Genomic DNA, 26707 nt, shown 5'->3' on the forward strand with positions numbered 1-26707 from the left:
CCTACGCGGAAGGATTAGGGGGGCCTGGAGCCTGCCCAAGACCTCCGGCGCCTCGGGCGATTGAAGGGCGGTTCAGAACCGGTTCGGGCGGGGCCTCGAGGGATGGGCTACCGATTACCCTCCGCCCGCCTCGCCTGGAGCCTGAGGAAGGCTGGCCTGCCCCTGGACCTCCAGGAGAGCCGTCATCAAGGGCACGCACCGCACCCCGAAGGCGAAGGCCACATAGGGTAGGCGTGGCCTTCCCGTGATTAGGCCACTCGCCCCGTCCAGCTGGGGCACCACGTGCCTTTCCTGGGTAATCAGGGTGAGGTTGTGGACCTTGGCCAGGGCCACCAGGGTCGGGTCAGCGCCTCGGAGAAAAGGCTCAGCGTCCTCAGGGGCATAGTGTTCCCTCACGAAGTGGGCCACCTTCTCCAAGGCGTCAAAAAAAGCTTCGGTAACTTCCAGAAGCTTGTACTGCCCGTCTAAGGACTTCAGAAGGTCATGGCCCGGACCCCGCTTTCGCAAGATCTCGTCCCTCACTTCGCGCCCTAGCCGGAGGAGGCCGCTTTTGATTCCGTCCCGGAACCAGGCCTCCAGATGGGCCTTGGCCTCCTCTGGTGATCTCCCGAGGGCCTTAGCTAGGGCTTCCAGGAAGCCTGGGACGAAGGGAGTGATGATGGCGTTGGCGTCAAGTAGGTACACCCTTGCCCTCCAGGAAGGCCCAGGCCGTCCTGAGGTCCACATTGAGGAGAAAGGCCACGTCCTTGGCGTCCACTTCCCCTTCTAGGGCCGCCCGCCTGACCTCCCGCACGAAGGCGGGGCTGTTCTGGACCACCAGGGTCTTCCAGAAGTCCCCGCCCCCCTTCCTGGGACGGGGAGGCGCGGTCTTCCGCAGGGCCTCGAGGGCCTCCATGTACCCCTCCCGGTGCACAAGTTCCAAGCGAAAGGCCCGCTCCAGGGCGGCCCTCGGGCTCACGAAGAAGCGCCGGGAAGCCTCCCGGGCGGCCTCCAAGGGGGGAAGGTGCCCGTTCCAAGCCGCGCGAAACTCCTCCTCGGGCATCAGAAGCTCCGCGGCCACGTGGTCCGCCCAGACCTCCACCTCGTCCCGGGCCTCCTCCTCCAGCCCGCCCTCCAGTCCCCCTTCTCCCCGCCACACGTGGGCCAACTCGTGAGCCAGGGTGAAGACCTGGCGGGAAGGGTGCTCGCGGGCGTTCAGGAAGACCACGGGGGCCACGGGGTCCACCAGGGCGAAGCCGGAGAACTCCTCCGGGTCGTAGGTCCTCCGGGTGTGGGTGCCCACGTGCCCTTGCCGGAGGACCAGAACCCCAAGGGCTTCCGCCCCGTCCGCAAGGGCCTTGAGGAAGCCTTGATGGTCCCGGGCCCTTCTCCGCAAGGCCTCCACTTCCAGGAGGGTCGCCATCTCCCGGGCCACCTCCGCCGGGGAAGCGCCCTTGCCGCTTCCCACGAAGGGAAGGGGCTTCCCCTTGCGCTCCCGCCACCATTCCTGCTTACGCCGCGCGTCGTGGTAGGCCTCGAGGAGCTCCGGGCTTGGGGGGGCTTGCCGCCCTCTTCCCCGACGAAAGTCCCTCAAAGGAAGCTTGACCTCGGGCGGGGGCAGGAGGAGGTGCCCCAAGCCCAAATGGAGGGCCTGGGCCAGCTTCAGGGCCTGGGGGTAGGTGGGCTTCTCTTTCCCCTCTAGCCAGCGCTCCACCTTCTCCGGCTTGACCTGGACCTTCCGGGCGAGGCTTTCTGCCTCGAGGCCCGCCCAGTCCATGGCCCACCGGAGGGTTTCTGGCTTGATGGGTACCTCTACCGTTTTCATCCCGGCCCCCCCTAGGGGACTCCATTCTACCCCCGGCCTTACGCTGGCAACGCACCCTTGCTCAAGGCCTCGAGGAGCCGGGCAAGTTCCTCCGGGGGGAGGCGGTTGCCCGCCATGTTCCAGGCCCCCTGAACGCCGTGGACCTCGAGGACCGCCCCCACCTTGCGCATGACCTCGGGAGGGAGGGGGCGGGGCGGCGCGGCAAACCAGGCGGCGCGGACTTCGCGCCCGGTGGGCCGGACAGGCACCGCCCGATGGGGTTCCTCGCTCCCGGTGCGGCTCTCTGGCGCAACAGGGGGCTCCACTACCCGGTCAGGCCGAAACCGCCGGTACCCCATACCTCCTCCGTGCGGCTATGGCTACGGTGGCTACTTTGGCTACTAAGGGGGATTTTCTCCGTCCAGAACGGAGAAAATCCCGTAGCCACAGGGTGGCTACGGAGTGGCTATTGTGGCTACGATCGGCTACGGTAGCCGGGGCCCCGGGATGGGGCTCCCCATGACCGTAGCCGTTCCGTAGCCAACCGTAGCCAACAGTAGCCAGGGGGTGGCTACTGTTTTTTTGCCGTCCTGGACAGCGCTTGTGGGGTTCAGTAGCCAAAATAGCCACTATAGCCACCCCCCGCTCAGAGTGCCCGGGGGTTCAACTCCCAGGCCTCCCTGCGCCCCTCCCGATGGGCGCGAACGTACCCGTGGGCCTCGAGGAGCCGCAGGGCCTCCCGCACGGCCTGGGTGGTGCGCCCCACGGCCCGGGGGCCGTAGCGCACCACGTCCGGCGTGGCGATGGGCAACGCGCCCTCCCGCGCCCGCTCCCGCAGCCACTCCAGGAGGCGCGCGGCCCGCCGAAGGGGCTCAGGCACCCGGGCCCCCTCCATCAGCCGCCGGTGTTCCAGCATGTACCACTCGGCTAGGGCGATGCCCCGCTCCATGTGCTCGGGGCCCAGGCGGGTGAGGGACGGATCCTCGAAGAGGCCCAGGACCAGGGCGAGGCGCACCGCGTGCTCGGGCGTTTTGGCCGCGAACGCCCGGGCCTCCCCAAGCCCCGTTTTTTGCGCCTCCAGGTACTCAAAAAACGCCACGTACAGCCGCTTGGCGGCGGGGTGCAGGGGGAGGCTGGGAAGTTCCAACCCCCGCACCCGGGCCTCGGGGTCGTCCCGGACGTTCCCGGCGGTGGCCTCGAGGAGGGCGTCCAGACGGCCCTGGTAGGCGATGTAGGCGGGGTTTCGCGTCAGGTCCTCCTCCACGTAGCGCCGGGGGCCCACCTGGGGGGCCCAGGCGGTGAGGAAGCGCGCCAAGAGTCCCTGGTTTCGCACCAGGCGGTCCTCGAGGAGGTCCCGGGCCACCTCGGGTTGCATGCCCAGGTGGACGCTGAGCCGCCTCCCGAGGAGGAGGCGCTTCCCGTCCCCCTGCCGGGCCCGCTCCACTCCCTGCCCGTCCCAGAGGCGGCTCAGGACGGAGATGGTGTAGAGCCGCTTTTCCTCGCTCATGGCGTGGCCGCCCAGGAACACGCCGGCCTCGGAGGCGAACAGCCCCACGCTGGGCCAGTCGTCCGCCAGGGCGCTCACGATGGCCTCGGTGGTGGCGTCCGAGAGGAGGAACATCCCGCTCCACGGCCTGGCCGGGGGAGGCCCAGGGCCTTCAGGGCCTCGGCCCGCTCCTCCCGGGAGAGGCCCTTTTCCCCCTGGATGCGCCGGCGCTCCGCCTCCCAGGCCTCGCGCTCCGCGCGCCAGGCCTCCTCGGCCAAGGCGGCAACCTCCGCCTTCGCGGTCTGCCACGCCCGGGCGGGCAGGAGGGCGAGGCGGTCCAACTCCGTTTTGCGCTCCCCCGAGTCGGCCACGGTCAGGAAAAACAGGCTCGCCGGGTACGTCCGCCCGTCCACCCCGGCGTTGGCGATGCCCTGGGCCCCCAGGGACGCCCCGGCGAGGAACGCGGCGGCGGTCAGGGCCTCCGCGCCCTGGACCACGCGCAGGGCCTCCCGCACCACGCCCTCCAGGGGCCCGAGGGCCTCGAGGGGGTAGGGCTCGGGCGGGTCGGCCTCCCGGAACAGGGGCAGGGGCTCTGGCCAATCGTCCACGTCCTCGGGCCGCACGTAGGGCACGTTGCGCAGGGCCTCGAGGGCCTTCTCGGGGTCGAAGCCGTCAGCCTGTTGCGAAACGCCGTTCAAAACCTTAGAGTGTTCCTTGAGCATCAGTTTCCTCCTCTCCCGGGGCGGCCTCTACCCGCCCCGCGCGCTTTTTCGCCGCCAGCACGTCAAGCCAGTCCGTGCCGTCTGGCGGCACGGCCAACTTCACCGCGATCCCAAGCGCCAAAAGCTGCTTCGCCAGTTTTTTCCCAGCTTCCACCCCCCTCTCGTCCCCGTCAGCCGCGATCAAGACCTCTCCCACCCCGGGTGGGGGCTCCCACGCCTCGAGGCCCCCCGCGCTCACGGCGGCCCAGGCGGGAAGGCCCGCGGCCTCGCGCACCGCGAGGGCGGTCTCCACCCCTTCGGCCACGGCCAAAACCCCGCCCCCAGGGGCGTAGAGGCGGATGGCCGCCCCCTTCAGGCCGCCCTCGAGAACCGCCCGGCTGAGCTTTTTGGGGCTCCCCACCGGGGCCTTCCCCCTCCCGTCCGGGCTCAGATAGGTCCGGTGCAGGGCTACTAAGCCGTGCTGAGGGTGCTCCACCCGGGCGAGGAGGGCGGGAAAAGTCCCTAAGGCCTCCTCCCCTTCCCGGTACTCCAGGCCGGGGTGGAGGCGGAGGTTCTGGAGGCCGGGGAGGACGGCCTCGAGGCTCAGGCCCCGGGCCTCGAGGTAGCGCCGCCCCAGCTCCGCGCCGGGGCGGTCGAGGGGGACAGCCCGGGCCCAGATGGCCTCGAGGAGCCTCCGCCGCCCCTCGTCCGGTCGGGGCTCGGGGCGGGGAGAGGGCGCGGGCCGAACGCGGCGAAAAACCCTCCCCAAGGGCTCCTCGTGGGAGTCGGGGAAAAGTGCGCCCCATGAAAGGCCCAGGGCCTCGAGGACGGCCTCCGTGGGGCAGCCCGCAAAGCAATGCAACAGGACCCGCCCCTCGGGGCTGAGGCGGATGGAGAGAGAGGGATCCCGGTCCTCGTGGGCGGGGCAATGGCCGATCCACCGGCCCTGGCCCGAGGGGCGGGCCCGGGTGGCCCAGAGGATGTGCTCGAGGACCCCCTCGGGGCCTAGGGTGCGAGTACCGGCGGGCACCGGGTTCATCGTGCTCACCTCCCTCGCCCCTCGAGGGCGGGGGCGGTTTTTTCCGCCCCCTCCTCTTCACGTTGCAGGTCCCAATCAACCGCCTCGTTGGCCGCGTACAGCGCGTCAACGCGGCCCGTGGGCGTGAGCATGGCGAGGATGACGCGCAGGACCGCCAGGAGGATGCGGTCGCGAAGCGTTTGAGCTTTTCCCACGGCTACGCCTCCTCCCGGGGCAAGCGGCCCCGCTCCAGAAGGCCCTCGAGGATGCTGGAATGAAGGTAAAGTTTGCGCCCCACACGAACGCCGTATTTCCTCATAAACCGCCGCACCCCATCCCTCCCCAGACCCAGGTGCTCGGCCAGGATGGGGGCCACCTCGTTGAAGGTGAGGAGTTTCTTCTCCCTCATCACGCCGACCCTAGCGGCCCGTGCCGTCATGCGGCGTAGGGGGTAGGAGAGGGCCGCCCGTTCCCGGTTTCCAGGGCGGGGTTGCAAGGTTGCGTTTGGGTGGATAAGCTGAACCTTGCGCATCAGCCGGATCGCGCGTACGCTCCCACGCCCCCCGTGGGAGCGCCTTTTTTACCTCCTTCCCCCCAATCCCCTTTCCAGAAACGCCTCGAGTTCCTTGTACGGGATGAGCGTGCGCGCCCCGATTTTCATGGCCTTGAGCTCCCCGCGCCAGATCGCGCGGTAGATCGTAACCCTGCTCACCGAAAGCAAACGCGCGGCCTCGTTCACGCTCACGGCCAGGGGGGGCTGCCCGGTGCTCTGTTTCATCCGCTATCCCTCCGGTTCCACTTGTACCCCAACATATAGTGGTGTCGCAAGTGATAACCGCCACATGTTGTAGTTACCCGCTCCTCGAGGGGCGGGAGAAAGATTAGCCCTTTTCCAAAGTTTTACCCCTCTTTTTACCCCCATACTACCCCCACGGCTACCCCTAAACGGAGAAACACCAGGAAACAGCCAAGCGAATAAATCGCGTCCCCGTGCCCCTCCATGGGTCCCCACGGAGCACAGGAAACGTTTTCCAAGGACTTCCTAAGCCCTAGGTCGGGGGTTCGAATCCCTCCGGGCGCACCAAAGGGGAAAACGCCCATCCCCCCTCCCAGGCGGAGGGGGATAGTCTTTGCCGTAGCGCTCAGGAGCGCACTGGGCGTCTACCGCGGGCGGGGGCCTCGGGCAGGGCCTCCACCCGCTTAGCCCGCTCCAGCCGAACCCCCTGCACCTCGGCCAGGCGGGGAAGGTCCTGGGGGCGGAGGTCCACGTAAAACGCCTCCTCCCCTTGGGCGATCTTGCCCACCTCGAGGCCCTTCTCCTTCAAGAGAGCCACCAGGCGGGGCAGGCTGAGCCTAGGCCCCGTGGCCTTGAAGGTGAGCCAGCCCTCCTCGCCCGTGAGGAGGCTCTTCTCTTTAGGAGCCCCACCCAGGAGAAGGGCCATGAGGGCGGCCACCACCTCCACCCTTCCCTCGGCGAAGAGCTTCCCGGCGAAGTCCAGGTAGAGCTTGTAGTCCCTTTCCGGAACCCGGGCCAGCCGGGCCAAGAGGTGGTGCCACTTGGCCTCCAGGACCTCCTCCGGGGTGGGAGGGTTCACCCGCTTGAAGGTGCGGCCCACCGCCTGCTCCAGCTCGGAAAGCTCCCGCCTTTCCCGGGGCCCGTAGAGGACCACCACCTCACCCCCCCGGCCCGCCCGGCCCGTGCGCCCCGAGCGGTGCTGGTAGGTTTCCGGCTTGTCGGGCAGGCGGTAATGCACCACCAGGTCCACCTCGGGGATGTCCAGGCCGCGGGCAGCCACATCCGTGGCCACCAGCACCCGCACCTCCCCTTCGCGGAAAGCCTTCATGACCCGCTCGCGGTCCGTCTGGGAGAGGTCCCCGTGGATGGCCCGGGCCGGGTGGCCCAGGCGGAGAAGGCCCGTGGCCACCTCCTCGGTCTCGGCCTTGGTGCGGGTGAAGACGATGGCCCGCTTGGGGGCCTTCACGTAGAGGAGGTCGGAGAGGAGGGCGAGCCGGTCCCCGGGGGCGGGCACCGCCTCCTCCTGGTAGGTGACCCCCTCTTCCCGCACCACGTTGATGACCACGGGGGAACGCATGTAGCGCTCAGCAAGCCTCCGGGCCCAGGAGGGCAGGGTGGCGGAGAAGAGGAGGGTCTGGCGCTCGGAAGGCGTGGCGGAGAGGAGGGATTCCACCTCCTCCTCAAAGCCCATGGAGAGCATCTCGTCCGCCTCGTCCAGGACGGCGATCTGCACCTGGGAGAGCTTCAGAACCCCCTGCTTCAAGTAGTCCAGGGCCCTTCCCGGGGTGGCCACCACCACGTCCGCCCCCCGGAGGAGCTCCTCCTTCTGCTTGCCATAGCCCGTGCCCCCGTAGACCGTGACCACCTTCAGGTGGGGGGCCACGGCGGCCAGCTCCCCGGAAACCTGCAGGGCCAACTCCCGGGTGGGGGTGAGGACCAAAGCCCTGGGGGCCCGTCCCCGCTCACCGCTGGCCTCCAACCGCTCGGCGATGGGCAAGGCGAAGGCCAGGGTTTTGCCGGTGCCCGTGCGGGCCTGGCCGATGAGGTCCTTGCCCTCCAAGGCCAAGGGCAACGCCGCCGCCTGGATGGGGGTAGGGGCGGTGATGCCCCGCCGCAAAAGGGCTTCCTTGATCTCGTCCTTCAGGGGAAAGTCTTTAAACTCCATTCTCTCTCGCTTCCCGGACCCCACCCGCGCCCGAGGAGGAGGGGTAAAGCCCGTAAACCTTTTAATTTTAGTGAACTAAAGCACGAATGTCAAGGGAATGGCCTCCACCTCCTCCCCTTCCCGCACGTCCTGGCCTGGGGGAGGACCACCAGGGCGTTGCCCACGGCCATGGAGCGGAGCACCCCGCTACTCTGGTTCCCGGTGGTGCGCACCACCAGTTCCCCCTCAAAGGAGAGGACTCCCCGGCGAAAAACCTTCTTGTCCACCGCCCCCCGGAAGGGGGTGAGGGCCCTGGCCCTCAAGGAGCGGTAGGGGGGCTCCGTGCGCCGGAGAAGGCGGAAGAGGAAGGGCCTCCCGTAGAGGAAGAAGGTGACCATGCTGGAGACCGGGTTTCCCGGAAGGCCGAGGACGGGAAGCCCCCCTAGCCTGGCGAAGAGGAGGGGCCCCCCGGGCTGCTGCCGCACCTTCCAGAAGACCACCTCCCCGTGGCGCTCCAAGACCTTGCGCACCACGTCGTACTCCCCCATGGACACGCCCCCGAGGTGAGGAGGAGGTCCAAAGGCCCCGCCTCTTTAAGCCGCGCGAGCACCGCCTCCGGGTCGTCCGGGACCTTGCCCAAAAGAACGGGCTCTCCGCCCGCCTCGAGGACCAGCCCCCAGAGGCTATAGGCGTTGGAGTTGTAGACCCCACCAAAGGGCAGGGGCTCCCCCGGCTCCACCACCTCGTCCCCCGTGGAGAGGATCCCCACCCTAGGCCTCCGGAAAACCTTCAGGCGGGGATAGCCCATGGCCGCCGCCAGGCCGAGCCTTCCTGGGGTGAGGAGGTCCCCCCGCTTGAGGTAGACCTCTCCCTTTTTGAGGTCATCCCCCTTGGGCCTTATGTCCTTGGGGCTTGCCGGGGCGAAGAGGAGAACGTACTCCCCTTCCCGCCTCGTGTCCTCTACCCGCACCACGGCGTCTGCCCCCTTGGGGATGGGGGCTCCGGTGTAAACGGCCACGGCCTCGCCCGGCCCCACCTCCCCGGGGAAGGGTCTTCCCGCCGGGGCCTCGCCGATGACCCTAAGGCGCACGGGGCTTTCCGGGGAGGCCGAGCGGGTGTCCTCCTGCCGGCAGGCGTAGCCGTCTATGGCGGTGTCGTCCTGGTCGGGGTGGTCCACCTCGGAGGCCAGGTCCTCAGCCAGGACCCGGCCGTAGGCCTCCTTGAGGGGCAGCTCCTCCACGCTAAGCTCACCCCTCGCCTCCTCCAAGACCAGGCTCAGGGCTTCCTCCACGGAAAGGTTCGTCCGCATCGGACCTCAGTCTACCCGCTCAAGCCCCCGGAAGGCCCAGGGCCAAAAGGCAATGCCCAAGGTGTAGAGGGCGAGGGTTACCCCGAAGAGGAGGTCAAAGGCCTTCAGGCCCAAAGCCTCCTGCACCGCCCCGGAAAGGGCGCTTGCCAGGGCGAAGAGAAGGCTCCAGAGGGCGCTTTCCAGGAGAAAGAAGCCGGGGCGCTCCTCCTCGGGCAGGTAGTCCATGACCAAGGCGGCGTAGACCGGCCCGGCGGCGTTCATGAGGGCCCCCCGCACCAGAAGGGCCAGGGTGACCACGGGAAGCCAGGGGGCCCAGGCCAAGGCAGCCAGGAAGGGAAGGGAAAGGGCCTGGACAAAGACGATGGCCCCCAGCTTCCCAAGGCGGGCCACCAGCAGGGGCTGGAGGAGCATGGCCCCCCCGGTGGCCAGGGCGGATAGGGCGAAGATGGCCCCGGTGGTGCCGTAGGTGAGGCCGAACTTCTCCTTCAGGAAAAGGTTCAGAAAGGGGATGACGAGCCCCGCCCCAAAGCCGATGACCACCTGGGGTAAAAGGAGGCGGAGCCAGGCCCTAAGCCGGCCGCGGAAGTGGAGGGGCCTTCCCTCGCCGCCCCCCTGGGGAAGCCCCCGGACCAGGGGGTAGGCGAGGACAAAGAAGGGAAGGGCGAAAAGGAGGACCCACCGCGCCCCTAGAAGGTCCGAGAGGTAGCCCGCAAGCAAGGTGGAGAAGAAACCGCTCGCCGTGGTGAGGGCGGCCTGGAGGCTAAAGAGGGCCACCCGCCTCTCTGGGGGCACCAGCCGGGCCATGAGGGGAGCGGCCGCCCCCTGGAGGAGGGTCCCGGCCAGGCCATAGGCGGCCAGGCCGGGAAAGACCAAGACCCCAAGCCCCACCAAAAGCCCTCCCAGCACCGCCAGGAGGAAGGCCAGGTGGAGGCTTTTCAAATAACCCAGGCGGGGGATGAGGTAGGCCAGGGGAAGGGTGAAAACCACCCCCACCAGGAGGAGGAGGGCTTGGGCCAAGCCGATGGCCTGGCGGCCATAGCCCAGGGCCTCGAGGTGGAAGTTGAGGAAGAAGTGGACGAGGTTGGCCCCGAAGGACCAGAGGAAACTGGCGAGGACAAAGCGGTAGGCGGGTGCAAGCGGGGAGGTTTTCATAAAAATCCTTTTGGTGGGCCCAAACCCCCTCAGCCCTCCTGACGGCTAGGGCAGTGGGGTGCCAGGACGCAGGTAGCGCACTTGGGCTTCCGGGCGGTGCACACGTAGCGGCCGTGGAGGACCAAGGCGTGGTGGACGAAGACCCAGTCCTCCTTGGGAAAAAGGCCCTCCAGCTCGGCCCCGATTTTCTCCGGGCTCTTGGCCTCTGAAAGGCAAAGCCGCCGCGCCAGACGGGCCACGTGGGTGTCCACGGCGATGCCGGGGATACCGAAGGCCGCCCCCAGGACCACGGTGGCCGTCTTCCAGCCCACCCCAGGCAGGCGCATCAGGGCCGCCTTCTCCCGCGGCACCTCTCCCCCATGCTCCGCCACCAGGCGCTGGGCCAGGGCCACCAGGTTCTTGGCTTTGGTCTTGTAAAGCCCGATGCGCCTGATGAAAGGCTCCACCTCCTCCGGGGTGGCCTCCGCCAGGGCCTTGGCATCGGGAAAGCGGGCGAAGAGGGCCGGGGTGGCCTCGTTCACGCTTCTATCCGTGGCCTGGGCGGAAAGCACCGTGGCCACCAAAAGCTGGAAAGGGGTCTCGTGCCTAAGCTCGGTGCGGGCCTTGGGGTAGGCCTCCTTTAAGGCCTCCAGGATGGCCCTCGCCCGCTTCCTCTTTTCCTCTAGCCCCTCCTTCGGGCACGCCACGCCCCCCAATCTACAATGGAGAGGTGGAAAGGCCCAAGCTCGGCCTCATCGTCCGCGAGCCTTACGCCAGCCTCATCGTGGACGGGAAGAAGGTCTGGGAAATCCGCAAGCGCTCCACCCGTCACCGGGGGCCCTTGGGCATCGTCACGGGGGGAAGGCTCATCGGCCAGGTGGACCTCATTGGGGTGGAGGGCCCCTTTAGCGTGGAAGAGCTCTTAAAACACCCCGAGAAGCACCTGGCGGAGGAGGCCTTCCTCCGGGCCTACGCCGGGGAAGCCCCCCTTTACGCCTGGGTGCTGGCGAACCCCCAGCGCTACACGAAGCCCCTCTGGGTCCCCAGGCGCCCGGGGCGGATCATGTTCGTGGACCTCTCCGAGGTAGCGTGGTGAGCCCCCCGTAACCCACGTAGACCAAGAGGTCCGGGTCCAAGGCAGCGATGACCTCGGGCCGGTGGGTGGCCACCACCAGGGTGATCCCCGCCTCCCGGCAAAGCTTCCCCAGCCCCAGGGCCACCCGCCTCGCCGTAGGCACGTCCAGGTGGGCGGCGAACTCGTCTATGAGGAGGAGGTCCGGCCGCTCAGCGAGCAATAGGGCCAGACGGAAGCGCTCCCTTTGCCCGGTGGAAAGCTCCTTGGGCCTCGCCCGGTAGAGCACGGCGTCGGAAAGGCCCACGCGGTTTAAAACCTCAACGGCCGCCCCCACGTCCCCAAGCTTGCGGTAGGCGCTTTCCAGGATGGGGTCCTCCCCGAGGTCTACTTCCCTTTCCCCCGGGATGTAGGCCACCCGCTTGCCCGGGGGCAAGACCACCTCTCCCCTATCGGGCGCCTCGCCCAAAAGGAGCCTAAGGAGGGTGGTCTTCCCCGCCCCGCTCGCCCCCGCCAGGACCACCAGGTTTCCCGGAGGAATCTCCAGGCTTGCTCCCCGGAGTACTGCCCGCTCCACCACCCGCGCCTTCACCCCGAAGGCCTCGAGGACCCCCCGCACCTCCGGGGAGAGGCCCTTTAGTTCCAGATGGCTCCGGTAGCCCTTGTGGACCCCTTCCAGGCGGATGGGCCCCTTTAGCCCCTCCACCCGGCCAAACCGGGGCCTAAAAAGCCTCCCCCCGTGCTCTTGGGCGTAGGGGTCTTCCCGGAGGAAGCGCTCCAAATACCCTTCCGCCTCCTCCGTGAGGGGATAGAAGAGCACGGGCCTTCCCGAGGCGGTGTCAAAGAGGTAGCGGAAGCCCACCTTCTCAAAGAAGGGGTGGTAGCGGGCCATCTGGGCGATGGTGTAGACCAGGTGCTTTTCCCGCCTGCCCTCGGGGGCTCCCCGCTCCTTGGCCCACTCCAGGGCCATGCGCACGAGAAGCGCCCCGAAGCCCTCTGAGCGGTAGTCGGGGTGGACCACCACCCGGGCGATGCGGGCAGCGGCGGTCTTGACGCGATCCAAGGCCTTTTCCCAGTCGCTGCCCCCCTCATAAGTGGGGTGGAACCAGTCCCTCGGGAAGATCTTTTCCCGGATGTCCCGCTCCACGCCTTCGGGGGTCCTCCGGTGCATCCGGGGGATGGGGGGGTCCAGGCGCAGGTAGCCCAGGATCTGGGGCTCAAAGGGAAGCCGCTCCACAAGCTCCAAAACCAGAAAGCGGCTTGCCGGAGTGGACCCTCGGATCTCCTTAAGCCTCGCCTCCCCGCCGCAGTCGCAAAGAGGCTTGGCGTTGGCCAAGAGCGTCTTGTGGCACTGGGTGCACACCCAAAGGGCCACCACCTCCTTCTCCGAGGCGTAGTGGAACTGCTCCAGCTCGGCGATGGCCTCAAAGTCGCTTTCATAGGTGGCCTCCCGCACCTTAAGGCGGTAGCGGTAGGCCTCGCCCCCCAGGGGGCTTTCCCGCACGTGCTCCAGGGTCTTGGCGAAGGGGGGCCAGAGGGGGAAGGCGCCCTCGAGGGCGTACTCGTCAAAGCCGAGGACGGGCTTCTTGAACTCGGTGCGAAGCCTCACCCTATCCCCGGGCCTCAGCCACTTGGCCACGTCCCCGGTCATGCGCAAGGTCACGCCCCCCTCCAGGAGGACCTCCCCGTACCAGCGCCAGTAGACCCTCCGCCCCAAGACGCGCATCGTGCCCCCATGGTACCCCACTTAATGCCTTCGTGTGCTACTTGACCTAGACCCTCGGGGTGTGAAAAAAGAGGGGGTGCCATGCGGCAAGATCGTGAGCACCCCCAGAACGTAGCCTTTGGCTGACCTACTATCTTGACGCAGAGACCCTTCTGGTGGCTACCTACATCTGGGTAGATGACGAACTGAAGGCCCTGCAGGCCCAAGGCTTCAAGCTCCCCCCAAAGCAAAAGCACCAAAAGGCCACCCTGGCCGAACTCCTGGCCCTCGCCATCTTTTTGCTCCTCCAGGGCCAGGACCTCGCCAAAGGCTACCTGGCCGCCAAGACCACCCTCAAGGCCTACTTCCCCTCCCTCCCCCACCTCTCCCGCTTCTACCGGGTCCTTCAGAAGGCCCAGGGGTTGTTGGCTCACCTGGCCATGAGGCTCTCCGGGGGAAAAGGCCTCCTGCAGGTGGTGGACCTTAAACCCATCCCCCTGGCTCACGGCCACCGGATTCACGGCCTCTCTCTTCCTGAGGCCGCCGTGGGGGTGGGACCCCTGGGGGCTTTCGCGGGCTACGTCCACAAGCTGTTTCCCTGACGGGAAAGCATCATGCCAGTGATGAACGAGCGGGGTCTCTTCTTTCGTTGGGCCATTCTCCCCGGTAATGCCCGGGAGACCTGGGGGAGGGACCTGCTGGACGGTCTGCCCGCGGTCTTGGGGGACCGGGGCTTCCGCTGGGTCCAGGGGTCAAGACCCCGCCCTATCGGGTCAGGGGAGGGAAGGTGGTGGAGACGGGGTGGAGAGAGTGGATGGGGAGGGTCAGGAACTGGATAGAGACCCGCTTCAGCGTGATGGTGCGGTCTTTGGGGCTTCATCGGATAGAGGCCCGGTCCTACTGGGGGCTGGTGGCCCGGGTGAACCTCATCCTGCTTGTTCACAACCTCATACGTAGCCGGGTGCTCCTGAAGATGGCCGGGGTGGAGCTATGAGGTAGCACACGAAGGAATGTTAAGCTCATACCATGAAACGATCCCTTGCCCTGATTCTGGCCTTGTTCAGCCCGTTGGCCCTCACCCAGTCCCCCAAGGAAGCGGTGGAATCCGCCCTCAAGGCCGCCTTCGGCGACTGGAGGGGCAAGACCTACCAGGGCCTGGACCGGGTAGTCTACTTCACCCCCGAGGGCCAGGAAACGCAGGTCTTGCGGATCCGGACCTACCTTGACCTCGGCGGTTGCCGCCTTCGCCTGGAGATCGCCCCCGAGGGCGAGAAGGCGCCCGCCACCCTGGTCTACACCCGGGAGCGCCAGTTCCTCCGCCTCCCGGACGGCAGGGAAACCCCCCTGGACGACCGCCTCTTCCTGGAGCTCATCTTCGCCTGGCAGACAGGCTTCACCGGGGCCGCCTTCGGTTATGACGAGGTGGCTTCCCTGGGGAAAGTGACCCTCCCCGATGGCAGCGAGGCGGAGGCCTACCGGGTGGCGCGCCGGTCCCACGCCTGTCTCCCCAAGGGAGTGCTGGAGGCTAAACCCTACGAGGGAGAGGTCTACGTACAGGAAGGGAAGGTGGTGGGGGAGGGGCACTTCTCCCCCGTGCTCGGGATGGAGACCCTGACCCTCTACCGGGACCTTCGGAAGGAGGGGAGCGCGGGCTATCCCGTGAGGTCGGAGGGCTACCTCCGGACGGGGGACCGGTGGGTCCTCTTCTCCCGGGGAGAAACCCTGGAAGCCCAGGTGAGCCTCCCCCTGGAGGAAGCCCTATTCCGCTGAGGCTAGAGGGGGCCCGTGAGTTCCAGGCCTAGGGCAAAGCCCCCGTCGCCGTACCTTACCCGCACCCCCACCTCTCCCTTCCCTTCGGGGTCCAGGGCGTACCCCGCCCGCAGGAGGAGGGCTCCCCCGGGGGCTCCAGCCCCAGAGGCAGGGAGAGGGAGGTCCCAAGCCCTAGGCTCCACACCTCGTTGGCCACCAGGGATAAGCCCAAGCCCAGCCCCAGGAGAGGCACACCGCCCCGGGGGTAGGAGACCCCCAGGGCCCAGGTGGCCACCACCGGATCCCTGAGGAGGCTCCCACTGGCCTCCCCTTCCAGGGCCCAGGGGTACCCCAGCCCCAGGCGCACCCGGGGGCGGCCCCAGAGGTCGGGAAACCGGTAGGCCAGCCCCACCCCAAGGGAAGGCCTGCCCTCCCCTCGCCAGAGGACTTCCCCTGCCTCCCCGTAGTCCCGCCTCTCCCCAAAGAGGGTGTAGCCGCCCCCCAGCCTGCCCTCCAGGAAGAGGTCTGGAGCCACCCGGTAGCTGAGACCCAAGGACAGGCTCAATCCGTGCCCCACCCGCAGGCAAGCGTAGGGACCCCGTTCGTCCGCCCCCACCCCTTGGAGAACAGAGGGGGCGTAGGAGAGGGTGAGGCGGTAGCCCAGGGGGGGCTCCTCCGCCGGGCGCAAGGGGTCCACCTGGGCCAGGGCCCAGGCGGCGAAGGCCAGGAAGAGGGGCAGAAGCCTCAAGGCCACCTCCCCCCGAGGGCCTCCAGCCGGCGAAGCCGGGAAAGCGCCCAGGAGAGCTCCGCCTCCTGGTTGGCCCTTACCCGCCCCATCTGGGCCGCCGACCGGGGAAGGGCCAGCAGGATGACCCCGGAGAAGCCCTTCTCCGTCACTAGGGCCTCTATGGGTACGATGCGCCGGCCCCACGAGGAGTCGGCGAGGAGCACCTGGGCAGGGCCGCCCCCGGGCGGGTCCACGAGACCCGCGATCACCAGGAAGTGGAGCTGGGGCTTGGTGACGTGACCGATGACCGGAAGCCCGCCCCAGCGGAAGTAGTCAGCGAGCTGCTCCAGGTTCACCCTGTAGGCCCTCACCTCGTACCCCCGCCCCTCCAGGTACCGCTTCAGGGAAAGGGCGGTAAGCCCCTCCCGCGGGTCCTTCCCCGAGGCCTCCGTCTCACGGACGGCCACCTCCAGGACCTCGCTTTCCGTGGCCGGGTCGTCATAGTAGTAGGTGAGCAGTGTGGCCACCGCCGCCGCACCGCAGGTGTACCAGTCCGTCTGGCCGACGACGTGGGTGTAGCGAAGGGTGCGATAAGAAGACAGGGCACTTGCTTCGACAAAAAACACCCAGAAGAGAAGTGGGAGGATGAGATGCAATATAAGAGCCGCGGGGACACAAGCCATCTTTTGACTTACGCCTTCCTGTGTTACCTCTTAGCTCCACCCTAGCCATCCTGAGTAGAACCAGCCTGGTGTTCGATCTGACAAGAAAATCATCAAAGGCTAAGGCTCAGTATCCGCGGGAGTAGAAAAGAACAACAAGAAATAATAAACCCACAACAATTAAGGCGACCAAGGAAAGAACGCCCAAAGCACGCCATTCGCCAACCTTTTTCACCCAAGAGAGTGTGGCATGATACAGGAAACTGAAGAAAAAGGCCTGCAACAGTAGCCCAGGAGCTTCTCTAGCCTCTACTCTTTTGTCGAGCACCAACGTAAACAGGTTAATGAGTCCAAAGAAAGCTAAAGCCACAAGAAGAAAGGATTGCCAAGGCCTAAGTTTCCACATCATCGCCATACCTCACCAAGGCGAAGTTAAGAGTCCAAACACAAATCCATAAACAAAACCTTTACCAACGTTCGCCGCAAAGTCACGAGCATTCGCATCGCAACGCCCGGTATTGCAACCTATGGCTGCATCTACCGTATACGCTAAAGCAGCACTAATCGCCCCTGAAAGACCACCAATAACCCCCGCGATAACTCCCTCTCCCTCGTAAAGAGCTAGCTCCTCATCCGAAAAAAGCGAAGGAGATTCAAGCAAGGAAGTAGCCCACTCAACTGTTTGAACTTCACCCCGTACTCCCAGGGCCAGGATGTGCCCCTGCGCCCTAGCGCCCAACGGGGCATAGGCCAAAAGCCCAAAGGCCATCAGCACCAAGAGGAATTTGCGCATGGCTCAACCCCCTCAAGGGTGAGGTTACCACGCCCCCCCCCCCCTTCCTGTCAAGAAGCTTTCAAGAAGGCGCAATCCCCCACCCCGCCCGTCCGGGACTGGCGAGAGGGGAGAAGTCGCCGAGAAGCTTAGTACGCCTTGGCGAAGACCACCCGCTTGCCGTAGGCGGAGGGCCTACCGCAACGGACGCAAAAGCCTTCTTCGGGTTCGGCCTCAAAGGGCACGCAGCGGGTGGTGGCGGTGGTCTCCTCTTGGATGGCCTTTTCGCAGGCCTTATCCCCGCAGTGGAAGGCCAGGGCGAAGCCTTCCTGCACCGCCTCCTTGAAGGCCTCGTAGGTGTCCACCTTGTGGGTGTGGGCCCTCTGGAAGTCCAGGGCCCTTTGGTAGAGGGCCTGGTGGAAGGCGGCAAGCTTGTCCGGGAGGAGGGCGGGAAGCGCCTCCAGGGAAAGGCGCTCCTTGCCCCCCAGGCGGCTGGCCAGGACGGCTTCGCCCGCCTCGAGGTCCTTGGGGCCGAGCTCCACGCGGTAGGGTACCCCCTTGAGCTCCCACTCGTGGAACTTGTAGCCCGGGGTGTACTGGTCCCGGTCGTCCAGGTGGACGCGAAGCCCCGCCTGGAGAAGGCGCCTTTTCAGATCAAGGGCCACCTCCAACACCTTCTCCCGGCTTTCCTCCCGGTAGATGGGCACCACCACCACTTGGATGGGGGCGAGGCGGGGGGCAGGATGAGGCCTTGGTCGTCCCCGTGGGTCATGATGATGGCCCCGATGAAGCGCCAGGAAAGCCCCCAGCTGGTGGTGTGCACGTACTTCACCTGGAGGTCCTTGTCCTGGAACTTTATGTCGAAGGCCCGGGCGAAGTTCTCCCCCAGGTAGTGGCTGGTGCCGGACTGGAGGGCCTTCCCGTCCCGCATCATGGCCTCAATGGTGGTGGTGTAGACCGCCCCGGCGAACTTCTCCTTCTCCGTCTTCCGCCCCTCAATCACGGGGATGGCGGCGTACTCCCGGGCGAGCTTGGCGTAGATGGAAAGCATCCTCCGGACCTCCTCCTCCGCCTCCTCGCGGGTGGCGTGGGCGGTGTGCCCCTCCTGCCACAGAAACTCGCTCGTGCGGAGGAAGGGCCGGGTGCGCATCTCCCAGCGCACCACGTTGCCCCACTGGTTCAAAAGCTGGGGCAGGTCGCGCCAGCTTCGGATCCACTTGGACCACATGTAGCCGATGACCGTCTCCGAGGTGGGGCGGACCGCCAAGGGCTCCTCCAGCTCCTCCCCGCCCGCGTGGGTCACCACGGCCAGCTCCGGGGAAAACCCCTCCACGTGCTCCGCCTCCTTCTTGAGGAAGCTCATGGGGATGAAGAGGGGAAAGTAGGCGTTCTGGTGACCCGTTTCCTTGAACATGCGGTCCAAGGTCTGCTGGATGTTCTCCCAAAGGGCGTACCCGTAGGGGCGCACCACAATGGTGCCCCTAACGGGCCCGTAGTCAGCGAGCTCGGCCTTTTGAATGACCTCGAGGTACCAGGCGCTGAAGTCCTGGCTCTGAGGGGTTAAGCCCTTCTCCTTCGCCATACCCGCCTATCTTACCCAGTAAAATAGCCCCATGGACCTCTTCCCCATCTACAAGGAGCTTCACCAGAAGGGCGGCAAGATCCTTCTCGTGGTTTTGGACGGTGTGGGGGGGCTTCCTTTGGAACCGGGGGGCCCCACGGAGCTGGAGGCCGCAAAAACGCCTAACCTAGACCGCCTGGCGGAGGAAAGCACCCTGGGTCTCCTCACCCCCGTCTATCCAGGCCTTACCCCGGGCTCCGGCCCAGGCCACCTCGCCCTCTTCGGCTACGATCCCTTCCGCTACGTGGTGGGGCGGGGAGCCCTAAGCGCTTTGGGCCTCGGGGCCGACTTTCGGGAGGGGGACGTGGCCCTAAGGGGGAACTTCGCCACCTTAGACCCCGAGGGCAAGGTGGTGGACCGCAGGGCGGGAAGGCCCTCCACGGAGGAGAACCAGAGGGTCATCGCCAAGCTCAAGGAGGCCATCCCCCGGATAGAGGACGTGGAGGTCCACTTCTACACGGAAAGCGAGCACCGCTTCCTGGTGATCCTGAGGGGAGAAGGCCTTTCCGACGGGATAACGGACACCGATCCGCAGAAAACGGGCCTTCCCCCCTTGGAAGCCAAGCCCTTGAATGAGGCCTCGGCGAAAACCGCCCGCATCGTTAATCTCCTCTCCCAGAGGATCCGGGAGGCGCTCAAGGACGAGCCCCGGATCAACGGGGCCCTCTTCCGCGGGGCCTCCCAAAAGCCCCGCTTCCCGAGCTTCCAGGAGGTGTACGGCCTAAGGGCCGCCGCCGTCGCCAGCTACCCCATGTACAAGGGCCTCGCCGCCCTGGTGGGCATGGAGGTTCTGCCGGTGGAGGGGGAAGGGGATGCCCACGAGGGCAAGCTCAAGGCCCTAAGGGAGAACTGGGAGCGCTTTGACTTCTTTTACCTGCACTTCAAGAAGACGGACGCCAAGGGGGAGGACGGGGACTTCTGGGGCAAGGTGGGGGAGATTGAGCGCTTTGACGCCCTCTTGCCGGAGATCCTGGCCCTGGGGCCGGACGTCTTGGCCCTCACCGGGGACCACTCCACCCCCGCCCTCCTCAAGGCCCACTCCTGGCACCCTGTGCCCCTCCTCCTCAAAGGCCCCTTCCTGCGGCGGGACGAGGCCCGGCGCTTCACCGAGGCCGAGGCCCTGAAGGGTAGCTTGGGCCACCTCCGCGGGGTGGAGCTCATGCCCCTCCTCCTGGCCCATGCGGGGCGGCTCCTTAAGTACGGGGCCTGAGAGCCCCCTCCCCATGGCGGTCGGGACCCGCAAAAGGAGCGTTTACAGGTAACCGGCGCGCCTGAGCTCCTCGGCCACCGCCTCGAGGACCCTTTCGTAGGCCTGGTCCAGGTCCAGGCCCTTCAGGGTGGCCCCGGCGGCGGGGACGTGCCCGCCGCCTCCGAGCTTTAAGGCGATGTTCTGGGCCGAGACCCCGCCCCGGGAGCGGATGGAGACCTTCACCCCCTCCTCCCGCTTGCGGAGGAAGACCGAGACCACGCTGCCCTCCACGTAGCGGATGAGGCCCACGAAGTCGTCGGAGTCCTCCTCGGCCCCCGCGTCCTCGGGCAGGTGGGCAGTGACGAGAAGCCCGCCAAAGTGGAAGGCCACCGTGGAGAGGACCTTCCCCATGAGGCGGAAGTAGGAGGGGGGGCGGAACTGGAGACGGTCGGTGAGCTCGGCAAGCTTCACCCCGTAGCCCAGAAGCTCCGCCGCCACCCGAAGCACCTCAGGGGTGGTGTTGGCGAAGCGAAAGTTGCCGGTGTCCGTGAGGATGCCCGTGAGGACGGGGGTGGCGATCTCCGCCGTCCACTCCACGCCCAAAAGGTCAATGAGGTCTTTCACCATCTGGGCCGTGGCCGCCTTGGAGGGGTCCACCACCGCGATGTGCCCGAAGCGGGGGTTGGTGCCGTGGTGGTCGATGTTAATCACGAAGCCCTCCACCGGCACCCCCACCACCCGGCTGGGCTCGGCGCTGTCCAGGGCCACCAGGGTGGCCCCCACGGGAAGCTTCTCCACGGGGTCGGAGTACTCCTCCTCCTTGGGGAGGAAGCGGAGGAACCTCGGCGGATCGGCGACCCAGTAGGCCTCCTTGCCCAGGGCCTTGAGGGCCCGGTAAAGGCCCAGGGAGCTGCCGATGGCGTCCCCATCGGGGTCCACGTGGGTGGCGATGTAAATGGGGCCCTCCACCGCCTTCAGGACCTCGGCCACCAACCGCATCTTTTCCCAGTACTTGGGGTCGGGAGCGTTGCCGTCCATGCCGCTAAAAGGCTAGCACAAGCCGGCCCCCCGGACCCGGGATACAAAGACTTTCCCCCTCGCGGGGAGGGGGGTCCTTGGTGGGCGATGGTGGACTTGAACCACCGACCTCACGCTTATCAGCCCGCAAGGGGGGGAAGGTTAGGAACGGGATTTGTGGCGGGAACGGGGTTTTTGCTTGCCGTTGGTGCCTACTGGTGCCTGTTGGTTCCGGCTGTTTAGGTGTAGCAAGGTGTCAAGTGGGAGGGCCCCGGCGCGGTGATCTTCCTCCATGAGCTGCTGGTAGACCTTGACGGTGAAGGTTGGGTCGGCGTGGCGGAGGCGGGCCGCTACCACCTTGGGGGGGAGGCCGGCCCGGAGGGCAAGGGAGGTGTAGGTGTGCCGGAGGCCGTGGGGGGTGATGCGGGAGATCCCGGCCTTTTCCTGCAGGGCGTAGAAGGCCCGCTTGAAGTTGTTGTATTCCAGGGGTGTTCCCTTGGAGCTGGGGAACATGAGCCCGTGGTCCTGCCAGTCCGGGGTGGAAGCCTTCTCCTCCTCCAGGCGTTCCCGCCACCAGGCGAGGAGGGCTTGGGTGTCCGGGTCCAGGTAGATGGGGGCCTGGGACCCCGGGGTCTTGGCCGGGCCCAGGGTGCCGTCCCGGCGCAGGGTGTGCCGGACGTGGAGCACGTCCCCCTCCCAGTCCTCCCACCGGAGGGCCAGGGCCTCCCCGGGCCGGAGGCCGGTGGCGAGCATGAGGGCGAAGAGGGGGTAGAGGCGGTGCCCCTTGGAGGCTTCTAGGAAGCGGGCCACCTCCTCGGGCTTCCAGGCCCTGGCCGGCCGGACCGCCCCGCCCCGTGGGGGGTCCACGGCGTCCATGGGGTTTTGGTCCAGGAGGTCGGCCCGCACGGCGTCCCGGAGGGCGGCCCGAAGAAACTGGTAGATGTGGCGGCGGTGGGAGGGGGAGAAGCCGGCGAGTTCGGCGAAGAAGGCGCGAAAGGTGAGGGGGCTCAGGCGGGAAAGGGGCAGGTGGGCGATGGGCTCCACGTGCTTCAGGTACACGTGGTAGTTGCGAAGGGTGGTGGGGCGCAGGTCCCGGGTGGCGGCTCGGTGCTCAATCCAGGAGGCCAGGTAGTCCCCGAGGCGCAGGCCGCCCGGGTCCGGCACCCAGCCCACCCCGGCCTTGGGGAGGAGGCGGGCCAGCTTTTCCGCCACTTCCCGCCGGGTGCGGCCATAGACCCACTTCTTGCGCTGGCGGCCGTCCGGGGTGTACCCGAGGGTCACGAAGCCGGCCCAGCGCCCATCCCGGCGCTGAAAAATAGAGCCTTCTCCCCTGCCTCGTTTACGCTTCATAGGCGGCTTTTGCTCAAAAAACCTCTGTCAGTTCCAATCAGAAAGCCAGACCTTCAGCCGGCCATCTGCATCTGGCTTGATGAGGTAGTAAGTGCTGAAGGCTTTGTTGAGCACTTCCTTGGGGGGCCTGTCTTGGCAAACCAGGGTTTGCCGCCACTTCTTGCTGACGTAGACTTCGGCCATGTCGGGCAGGGCTTCCACGGCGGTGATTCGCATGGGCTCAAGCTCTTCCGTCCGAAGCACGCACCCCCGGCTCTGGCGTTCCCGGATGAAGGGGAGAACCTTCCGTTCCAGGAAGTCTGCGAAGGCCCACTCGTAGAGGGGGGCCCAGTCGTTGGTGCTCAAGGCGTAGCGATAGGCTGAGTCGTAGCCCCTCGCCACGGCCTCAGGTGAGGAAGCCGGGGATTTGGCCTTTTGGGGCGAAGACCCCTGCGTCACAAGGAAGAGGAAACCGAGGACTATCAGGATGGCGATGCCCACGTAAAGCGTTTCCTTCCGGCTTTGGGCAAGCCAGTTTTTGAGGTGGATCGCGAGGCCATCCCAAAACCCCGGAGGTTTTGGCGCTTCCCAGAGACCGAGCTTGCGCATGGCGGCCTCGGAGGAAGCCGCCTGGTAGAGAAGCCTCAACTCCTCGGGCCCCCAGGTCATCACCCCCAGGGCTTCGGCGTTTTCCAGCGCCGGCTTGGTGAACCCCGAGGGGCAGATGAGGATGCCCTTGTGGGCCCTATGGAGGTCTTTGGCCGCGTGGGTCAGCCTCACCAGGTTTGCGTCTGCCGGGGCGGAAAGGTTTTTGCACTGGATGAGGTAACGCTTGCCCTGGGGGCTTATGGCTTCCACGTCAAGGCCGTTGTCCGGGGCGTTGGTCTGGCTTGGGCGGGAGGCCTTCCACCCGGGCAGGCGAGCGAAGAGGGCCTGGACCACCACTTCAAGCAGCTCCCCCCTATCCACCTGGACCAAATAGGCCGGGTCTTCAAGCAGTTTTAGCAGCGGATCGGGCCTCATTTGACTTCCCGGATGCTGATCTTCCGGTAGACCTCCCCGAGCACCTTGACCTCTTCGGGTTCCAGGATGGGGCCTTTGGGGTTATCGGAAACCAGGATCCAGCGGTTGCCTACCCGCCGGGCCCGCTTGATGGTGATGCCGTCCCCGATGATCTCCACGGCGTAGACTCGGCCTTCCCGGAGGTCCTTGAGGTTCTGGTCCACCAGCACCAAGTCCCCGTCCCGGAGGCCGTCTTCCTCCCCGGTGTCCATGGAGTCCCCTTCCACCTGGATGAGCACGGAGCCCGGGCGTACCAGGGGGCGGGGGACGGGCATGCTCCCGGACTCGGGCCAAGGCCGCCCCGCCACGCCGGAGCCCACCACGGGCACCCAGACCACATCCTCCCGAGGCTCCCCCGAGGGGCGGTAGACCAGGGGCACGTCCAGGCCCGTGGCTTCGGCGAACTCCTCCGGGGTCCAGCGGAGGGCTTTTAAAAGGGCGAAAAAGCGTTCCAAGCCGAGATTGAAGGGGTGGGTTTTCCCTAGCTCAATATCGGATATCGTTCGCTGAGCTAGGAGGTCTCCGGTGGCCTCTTCCACCTGCTCTTGCGTCATGCCGAGCTGGAGCCTTCTCCGGCGGATGGCCGAAGCCCATTCCGGGACTTGCGCCTTCCGAGGTTTGGGCCCCGTTGCTACCGACACGCCACTAAAGTAGCCCACAGATAGCCCCATTACAACGCAAAACACGCTAGCGGTACTTGACTAAACCTTTAGGTGCGCTTAGCATGAGGACAACATGCCTGGGGAACTCTTGACAACTGAGGAGGTAGCCAAGCGGCTCAAAATCTCCGTCTTCTTCGTGAGGCGGAAGATTAGGGAAGGCGCTTTGCCGGCCATCAAGCTTGGGAAGGAATGGAGGGTGCGGGAGGAGGACCTTGACCTTTTTTTGGCTCGCTTTAGTAAATCACCGCTAGCGGATACCGCTAAGGAGTCACAATGACTCCCCTCCTCGCCCTCTACTTCCTCCTCGCCCTCGTCCTCTACGCCCTGCTGGGCGTCTACGTGCGGGCCCGGTACGGCCAGCCCGGGCCCGCCCTGGCCGCCGCTATGGCCTTCCTCGCGGGGCTCATGGCGGCGGTGCTGGTGGTGCTGGCCGTGGGAGGTGCGCGGTGAAGGGGATTCCGAAGTGGCTTTGGAACTGGGGCTTGGACGTGATGGGGGGCGTTTTGGCGGGGCTCATCCTCCTCTGGGCCTTGGCCCACGCCCCCGTTCCGGGGAGGTGAGGCATGCCGAAGCTCATGACGGTTGAAGAGGCGGCGGAATACCTGGGCATTCCCACGAAGCACATCTACGCGGCGGCGCGGAAGAAGCCGGGGCATCCCGCTCACCTGCGGCACGTGAGGCTGGGCAAGCGCCTCTACTTCCGGGCGGAGTGGCTGGACGAGTGGACCGAGCGGGTGGCCTCCGAGCCTCCCGCTTCCGTTTTGCGGCTGGAGAGGAGGGCGGAATGACGCTGAGCGAGCAGATCCGGCGGTTGGAGCGGGGCCTGCGGTTGGCCCTTTGGCGCATGGGCGTGGAGCCCGAGGCCACGCGGGCCCGGGAGGCCTGGGAAAGGGCCAGGTGGGCGGCGGCGTTTGAGAAGAGCACCCTCCAAGGGCGGGCCTACATGGACGCCCTGCGCCTGGTGAACGAGCTGGAACTGTACGAGGCCCTGGCCGGGGTGGAGCACGTGCGGGTGCGCCCCGCCCCGGCGGATCGCCCGGGCGAGGCGGCCTTGGCCCGCCTCGAGGCCCTGGGGTACGACGTGCACGTGGAGGACATCTGGGGCCCTCGGGACGGGGAGCGCTGGTGGTGGGCCCGGGCCCGCTACGAGGGGCGGGAGGTGGCCCAGGCCATCGGGGCTACCCGGGAGGAGGCTCTGGAGTGCCTGATGGGGGAGCTGGGACTATGAAGCGGCTGAAGCTTGAGGACCTGCGGCGGATCGCCAGGAGCCACTTTGACGACCTGCGGGTGGAGCGGCTGGAGGGTTCTTTGCGGTGGGAAGCCTCTGGCCGCCACCGCTATTACCAGACCCTTTGGGCGGCCACGGGCCGCACGGAGCGGGAGGCCCTGGAGAACCTCCTTGGGCTTCCCACGGATAAGTCGGATTTTAGCCCTTACAACGCTGTGGAGGAGCTTCTGAACGGGAGGTCGTCATGAACTTGAACCTCCCCCCGGACATGCCGGAGGACATCCGCCGGCAGATAGAAGACCTCGCCCAAAAGAACCCCGGCATGGCCCAGGGGCTCCTGCGCCTCTGGGAGGCGAAGCGGAAGCGGGAGGCGGGCGCTTCTTGGAACGAGACCCCTGCTAAAACGCCCAAGGAGGCCCCCGAGGAGGAGCCCCCTTCCTCGGGGACCCCGGACCGGGCTGGCCTCGAGGCCGCCCCCCCTCAGCGCCCCACCCTGGCCAATACCGACTGGCGGGAGGTGCGCCGCTTTGAGTGGCAGGACATCCTGGCCAAGGCAGAGCGCACCATAGAGGCCCACGGCTACAAGGAGGTGCTGGGCCCCCTCTTCCCCCTGGTGCGCCTCCTGGTGGCCTACGCCATCTGGGAGGGGGCCCGCCTGGACCCCTCCCGGGAGGCCCACGTCTTCCTCCCCCAGTGGGAGGTGGCCCAGGCCCTGGAGGTCTCCGAGCGCACGGTGGAGCGGTGGCTCCACGACCCCCGCTATGAGAAGTACCGCCGCTACGCCCGCCACTGGATCGCCTGGGAGACCTGGATGACCTCAGGGCGGGCCCTGGAGCGGGAGGGGGCGGTGAAGGGGGGCACCGTGTGGCGGGTCAGGGTGCGCCCCGTCTACCGGGCCATCCGGGTCCTGGCCCCCTACCTCCGCCTCACCTGGCGGGACCTGGAGGAGGACCGGCGGGAGGGCCGGACGGCCCGGGTGTTGAGTGACCCCGACTCAATGTCGGGATACAAAGAGGGTCTTCTACTAGGTAGACCCTTAACCCTAAGGATCGTGGTAGGGGAGCCGTTAGCCACCTGGGAAAGCAAAAAAACCCCGTTACTATTAGATCCCGACACTCGCCGGAACTTCCGGGAACTTCTCCGGCTTTCCAGCGTCCCCGGGGGCCGGAACGGCCGCCGGAACTGGGCCCAGCAGGCGGCGTCCGCCATCGCCGCCGCCCTGGGAGACCAGAAGAGCGTGCGCTTCTGGCTCCGGGTGGTCTGGGCCGCCCTCAAGCAGGCCCTTTTTGGGGGAGGGGAAGGAGCCATGAGGGTCCTGGCCCGGGTGGTGGGCCTCGCGGCCGAAGCCCGGGCTGATGGCTTCGCCCGGAGCCCTGGGGCCTACGCCCAGGCCCTCCTGCGGCGGGAGGGGTACTGGGACCTGGTGGCCCCCTTCCAGGCCTTCAGAGCGGGGGTGCCCTATGCGGGTTGATCGGGTGCGGCTAGAGGCGGTGACGGATATCCTCCAGCACCGGCTTCAGGAGGCCTTGGAGCAGCCTGGCCGGCTGGTGGCCTTTGCCCTTCGCACCTCCCCGAGCGATGGGGTGCAGGTTTTCTTGAAGCTCCGGCCCGATGGCCGGCTGGTCCTCGCCATCCGCCGGCCGGGAGGGAAGGAGGACCCTCGGGAGATCCAGGCCCTGGCCCGGCACATGGGGCTGGAGATACGGGAGGGGCCCATGGAGATGGCGGGCAGGATCCCGAGGCCGAAGGTCGGGCCCAGGAAATACCTGGTGGCCTTCTGTGAGCCAGTCAAGGGAGGCCATAATGCAAATCCTGCTTGAAGAC

At 66.9% G+C, this 26707-nt stretch carries 31 protein-coding genes and 3 pseudogenes; 11 read left to right on the forward strand and 23 right to left on the reverse strand.

The annotated features are described in order from the left end of the window. Nucleotides 1-114 precede the first annotated feature (114 nt). The 13 genes and pseudogenes from AV541_RS09400 to nth all read right to left on the reverse strand — a co-directional run bounded on the left by AV541_RS09400 (nt 115) and on the right by nth (nt 10804). Nucleotides 115-684, reverse strand: coding sequence for a DUF4411 family protein (locus AV541_RS09400; protein WP_008631026.1), 570 nt, complete (start codon nt 682-684; stop codon nt 115-117). Next, nucleotides 671-1804: an ImmA/IrrE family metallo-endopeptidase gene (locus tag AV541_RS09405; RefSeq protein WP_008631024.1), complete on the reverse strand. Its 1134-nt coding sequence runs from the start codon at nt 1802-1804 to the stop codon at nt 671-673. The genes AV541_RS09400 and AV541_RS09405 overlap by 14 nt, the downstream gene beginning before the upstream one ends. A 38-nt stretch (nt 1805-1842) precedes the next feature. After that, nucleotides 1843-1974, reverse strand: a complete 132-nt coding sequence (locus AV541_RS13185) for a hypothetical protein (RefSeq protein WP_269146128.1) — start codon at nt 1972-1974, stop codon at nt 1843-1845. Between the two features lie 455 nt (nt 1975-2429). Next, on the reverse strand, nt 2430-3404 hold the full coding sequence (locus AV541_RS13190) for a DUF3987 domain-containing protein (protein WP_038034995.1): 975 nt from the start codon (nt 3402-3404) through the stop codon (nt 2430-2432). After that, on the reverse strand, nt 3365-3991 hold the full coding sequence (locus tag AV541_RS13195) for a DUF3987 domain-containing protein (protein WP_060384761.1): 627 nt from the start codon (nt 3989-3991) through the stop codon (nt 3365-3367). Before AV541_RS13195 ends, AV541_RS13190 begins: the two co-directional genes overlap by 40 nt. Then, nucleotides 3972-5009, reverse strand: a complete 1038-nt coding sequence (locus AV541_RS09425) for a DUF7146 domain-containing protein (protein ID WP_008631018.1) — start codon at nt 5007-5009, stop codon at nt 3972-3974. The genes AV541_RS13195 and AV541_RS09425 overlap by 20 nt, the downstream gene beginning before the upstream one ends. Before the next feature lie 5 nt (nt 5010-5014). Continuing rightward, nucleotides 5015-5203, reverse strand: coding sequence for a hypothetical protein (locus AV541_RS09430; RefSeq protein ID WP_008631016.1), 189 nt, complete (start codon nt 5201-5203; stop codon nt 5015-5017). Between the two features lie 2 nt (nt 5204-5205). Further along, entirely contained in the window at nt 5206-5397 is a 192-nt protein-coding gene (locus tag AV541_RS09435) for a hypothetical protein (RefSeq protein WP_008631014.1), read from the reverse strand. A gap of 171 nt (nt 5398-5568) precedes the next feature. Continuing rightward, nucleotides 5569-5766, reverse strand: coding sequence for a helix-turn-helix domain-containing protein (locus AV541_RS09440; RefSeq protein ID WP_008631012.1), 198 nt, complete (start codon nt 5764-5766; stop codon nt 5569-5571). Between the two features lie 364 nt (nt 5767-6130). Continuing rightward, nucleotides 6131-7669 carry a DEAD/DEAH box helicase gene (locus tag AV541_RS09445; RefSeq protein ID WP_060384762.1) on the reverse strand — a complete coding sequence of 513 codons (1539 nt, stop codon included), beginning with the start codon at nt 7667-7669 and terminating at the stop codon, nt 6131-6133. 75 nt (nt 7670-7744) lie between these two features. Then, nucleotides 7745-8957, reverse strand: a pseudogene (locus tag AV541_RS09450) (molybdopterin molybdotransferase MoeA). A gap of 6 nt (nt 8958-8963) precedes the next feature. Continuing rightward, a complete protein-coding gene (locus tag AV541_RS09455) occupies nt 8964-10109 on the reverse strand; it encodes an MFS transporter (RefSeq protein ID WP_060384763.1) in 1146 nt (381 codons plus the stop codon). 29 nt (nt 10110-10138) lie between these two features. Then, complete coding sequence (gene nth, locus AV541_RS09460; protein WP_081481421.1) at nt 10139-10804, reverse strand: endonuclease III; 666 nt, start codon at nt 10802-10804, stop codon at nt 10139-10141. 14 nt (nt 10805-10818) lie between these two features. On the opposite strand from nth, the gene AV541_RS09465 reads away from it, so the two are divergent. Next, nucleotides 10819-11184, forward strand: a complete 366-nt coding sequence (locus tag AV541_RS09465) for an ASCH domain-containing protein (RefSeq protein WP_008631006.1) — start codon at nt 10819-10821, stop codon at nt 11182-11184. Here the strand turns inward: AV541_RS09465 and AV541_RS09470 are convergent. Next, nucleotides 11150-12886: a GNAT family N-acetyltransferase gene (locus AV541_RS09470; protein ID WP_008631005.1), complete on the reverse strand. Its 1737-nt coding sequence runs from the start codon at nt 12884-12886 to the stop codon at nt 11150-11152. The two genes, AV541_RS09465 and AV541_RS09470, sit on opposite strands and share 35 nt — an antisense overlap. Nucleotides 12887-12967: 81 nt before the next feature. Between AV541_RS09470 and AV541_RS13435 the strand changes: the two are divergent. Together AV541_RS13435 and AV541_RS09480 are read left to right on the forward strand one after the other, a co-directional pair. Continuing rightward, a pseudogene (locus tag AV541_RS13435) lies at nt 12968-13859 on the forward strand (transposase family protein). Between the two features lie 32 nt (nt 13860-13891). Beyond that, entirely contained in the window at nt 13892-14635 is a 744-nt protein-coding gene (locus AV541_RS09480; RefSeq protein WP_018111708.1) for a hypothetical protein, read from the forward strand. Between the two features lie 55 nt (nt 14636-14690). On the opposite strand, the gene AV541_RS09485 is transcribed toward AV541_RS09480, so the two are convergent. The 5 genes and pseudogenes from AV541_RS09485 to proS form a co-directional block, all read right to left on the reverse strand. After that, a complete protein-coding gene (locus AV541_RS09485; RefSeq protein WP_244880676.1) occupies nt 14691-15368 on the reverse strand; it encodes a hypothetical protein in 678 nt (225 codons plus the stop codon). Beyond that, nucleotides 15359-15967 (reverse strand): C39 family peptidase, encoded by a 609-nt coding sequence (locus AV541_RS09490; protein ID WP_238529937.1) that lies wholly within the window; start codon nt 15965-15967, stop codon nt 15359-15361. The genes AV541_RS09485 and AV541_RS09490 overlap by 10 nt, the downstream gene beginning before the upstream one ends. Before the next feature lie 163 nt (nt 15968-16130). Continuing rightward, on the reverse strand, nt 16131-16418 hold the full coding sequence (locus tag AV541_RS11470) for a hypothetical protein (protein WP_141607715.1): 288 nt from the start codon (nt 16416-16418) through the stop codon (nt 16131-16133). Between the two features lie 3 nt (nt 16419-16421). Next, entirely contained in the window at nt 16422-16796 is a 375-nt protein-coding gene (locus AV541_RS11475; RefSeq protein ID WP_126177914.1) for a hypothetical protein, read from the reverse strand. Between the two features lie 128 nt (nt 16797-16924). Further along, a pseudogene (proS, locus tag AV541_RS09495) lies at nt 16925-18357 on the reverse strand (proline--tRNA ligase). A 31-nt stretch (nt 18358-18388) separates the two neighbouring features. Between proS and AV541_RS09500 the strand changes: the two are divergent. Further along, nucleotides 18389-19606, forward strand: a complete 1218-nt coding sequence (locus AV541_RS09500; protein WP_060384764.1) for a 2,3-bisphosphoglycerate-independent phosphoglycerate mutase — start codon at nt 18389-18391, stop codon at nt 19604-19606. Between the two features lie 42 nt (nt 19607-19648). Here AV541_RS09500 and AV541_RS09505 read toward each other — a convergent pair whose 3' ends face one another. From AV541_RS09505 to AV541_RS09520, 4 genes are all read right to left on the reverse strand, one after another. Further along, the gene (locus AV541_RS09505) at nt 19649-20623 is read right to left on the reverse strand and encodes a DHH family phosphoesterase (protein ID WP_008630996.1); all 975 of its coding nucleotides are present in this window, start codon (nt 20621-20623) and stop codon (nt 19649-19651) included. A 141-nt stretch (nt 20624-20764) separates the two neighbouring features. Beyond that, complete coding sequence (locus AV541_RS13200; RefSeq protein ID WP_008630994.1) at nt 20765-21883, reverse strand: tyrosine-type recombinase/integrase; 1119 nt, start codon at nt 21881-21883, stop codon at nt 20765-20767. Nucleotides 21884-21979: 96 nt separating this feature from the next. After that, nucleotides 21980-22954 carry a restriction endonuclease gene (locus AV541_RS09515; RefSeq protein ID WP_008630993.1) on the reverse strand — a complete coding sequence of 325 codons (975 nt, stop codon included), beginning with the start codon at nt 22952-22954 and terminating at the stop codon, nt 21980-21982. After that, on the reverse strand, nt 22951-23547 hold the full coding sequence (locus tag AV541_RS09520; protein ID WP_008630991.1) for a S24 family peptidase: 597 nt from the start codon (nt 23545-23547) through the stop codon (nt 22951-22953). The genes AV541_RS09515 and AV541_RS09520 overlap by 4 nt, the downstream gene beginning before the upstream one ends. Nucleotides 23548-23728: 181 nt before the next feature. Here AV541_RS09520 and AV541_RS13615 point away from each other — a divergent pair, with 181 nt between their 5' ends. The 7 genes from AV541_RS13615 to AV541_RS09550 all read left to right on the forward strand — a co-directional run bounded on the left by AV541_RS13615 (nt 23729) and on the right by AV541_RS09550 (nt 26703). Next, complete coding sequence (locus AV541_RS13615; protein ID WP_008630989.1) at nt 23729-23932, forward strand: helix-turn-helix domain-containing protein; 204 nt, start codon at nt 23729-23731, stop codon at nt 23930-23932. Beyond that, the gene (locus AV541_RS11615; RefSeq protein WP_167345971.1) at nt 23929-24105 is read left to right on the forward strand and encodes a hypothetical protein; all 177 of its coding nucleotides are present in this window, start codon (nt 23929-23931) and stop codon (nt 24103-24105) included. The genes AV541_RS13615 and AV541_RS11615 overlap by 4 nt, the downstream gene beginning before the upstream one ends. Nucleotides 24106-24230: 125 nt before the next feature. Continuing rightward, nucleotides 24231-24443 carry a helix-turn-helix domain-containing protein gene (locus AV541_RS09530; RefSeq protein WP_244363338.1) on the forward strand — a complete coding sequence of 71 codons (213 nt, stop codon included), beginning with the start codon at nt 24231-24233 and terminating at the stop codon, nt 24441-24443. Then, nucleotides 24440-24883: a hypothetical protein gene (locus AV541_RS11480; protein ID WP_008630977.1), complete on the forward strand. Its 444-nt coding sequence runs from the start codon at nt 24440-24442 to the stop codon at nt 24881-24883. The genes AV541_RS09530 and AV541_RS11480 overlap by 4 nt, the downstream gene beginning before the upstream one ends. Then, entirely contained in the window at nt 24880-25131 is a 252-nt protein-coding gene (locus AV541_RS09540) for a hypothetical protein (RefSeq protein WP_008630975.1), read from the forward strand. The genes AV541_RS11480 and AV541_RS09540 overlap by 4 nt, the downstream gene beginning before the upstream one ends. Beyond that, nucleotides 25128-26354 (forward strand): hypothetical protein, encoded by a 1227-nt coding sequence (locus AV541_RS09545; protein ID WP_008630973.1) that lies wholly within the window; start codon nt 25128-25130, stop codon nt 26352-26354. The genes AV541_RS09540 and AV541_RS09545 overlap by 4 nt, the downstream gene beginning before the upstream one ends. Next, on the forward strand, nt 26344-26703 hold the full coding sequence (locus AV541_RS09550) for a hypothetical protein (RefSeq protein ID WP_038034990.1): 360 nt from the start codon (nt 26344-26346) through the stop codon (nt 26701-26703). Before AV541_RS09545 ends, AV541_RS09550 begins: the two co-directional genes overlap by 11 nt. The last annotated feature ends 4 nt before the right edge of the window (nt 26704-26707 follow it).

This window comes from Thermus parvatiensis (assembly GCF_001535545.1).
In the GTDB taxonomy this organism is placed as follows: Bacteria; Deinococcota; Deinococci; order Deinococcales; family Thermaceae; genus Thermus; species Thermus parvatiensis.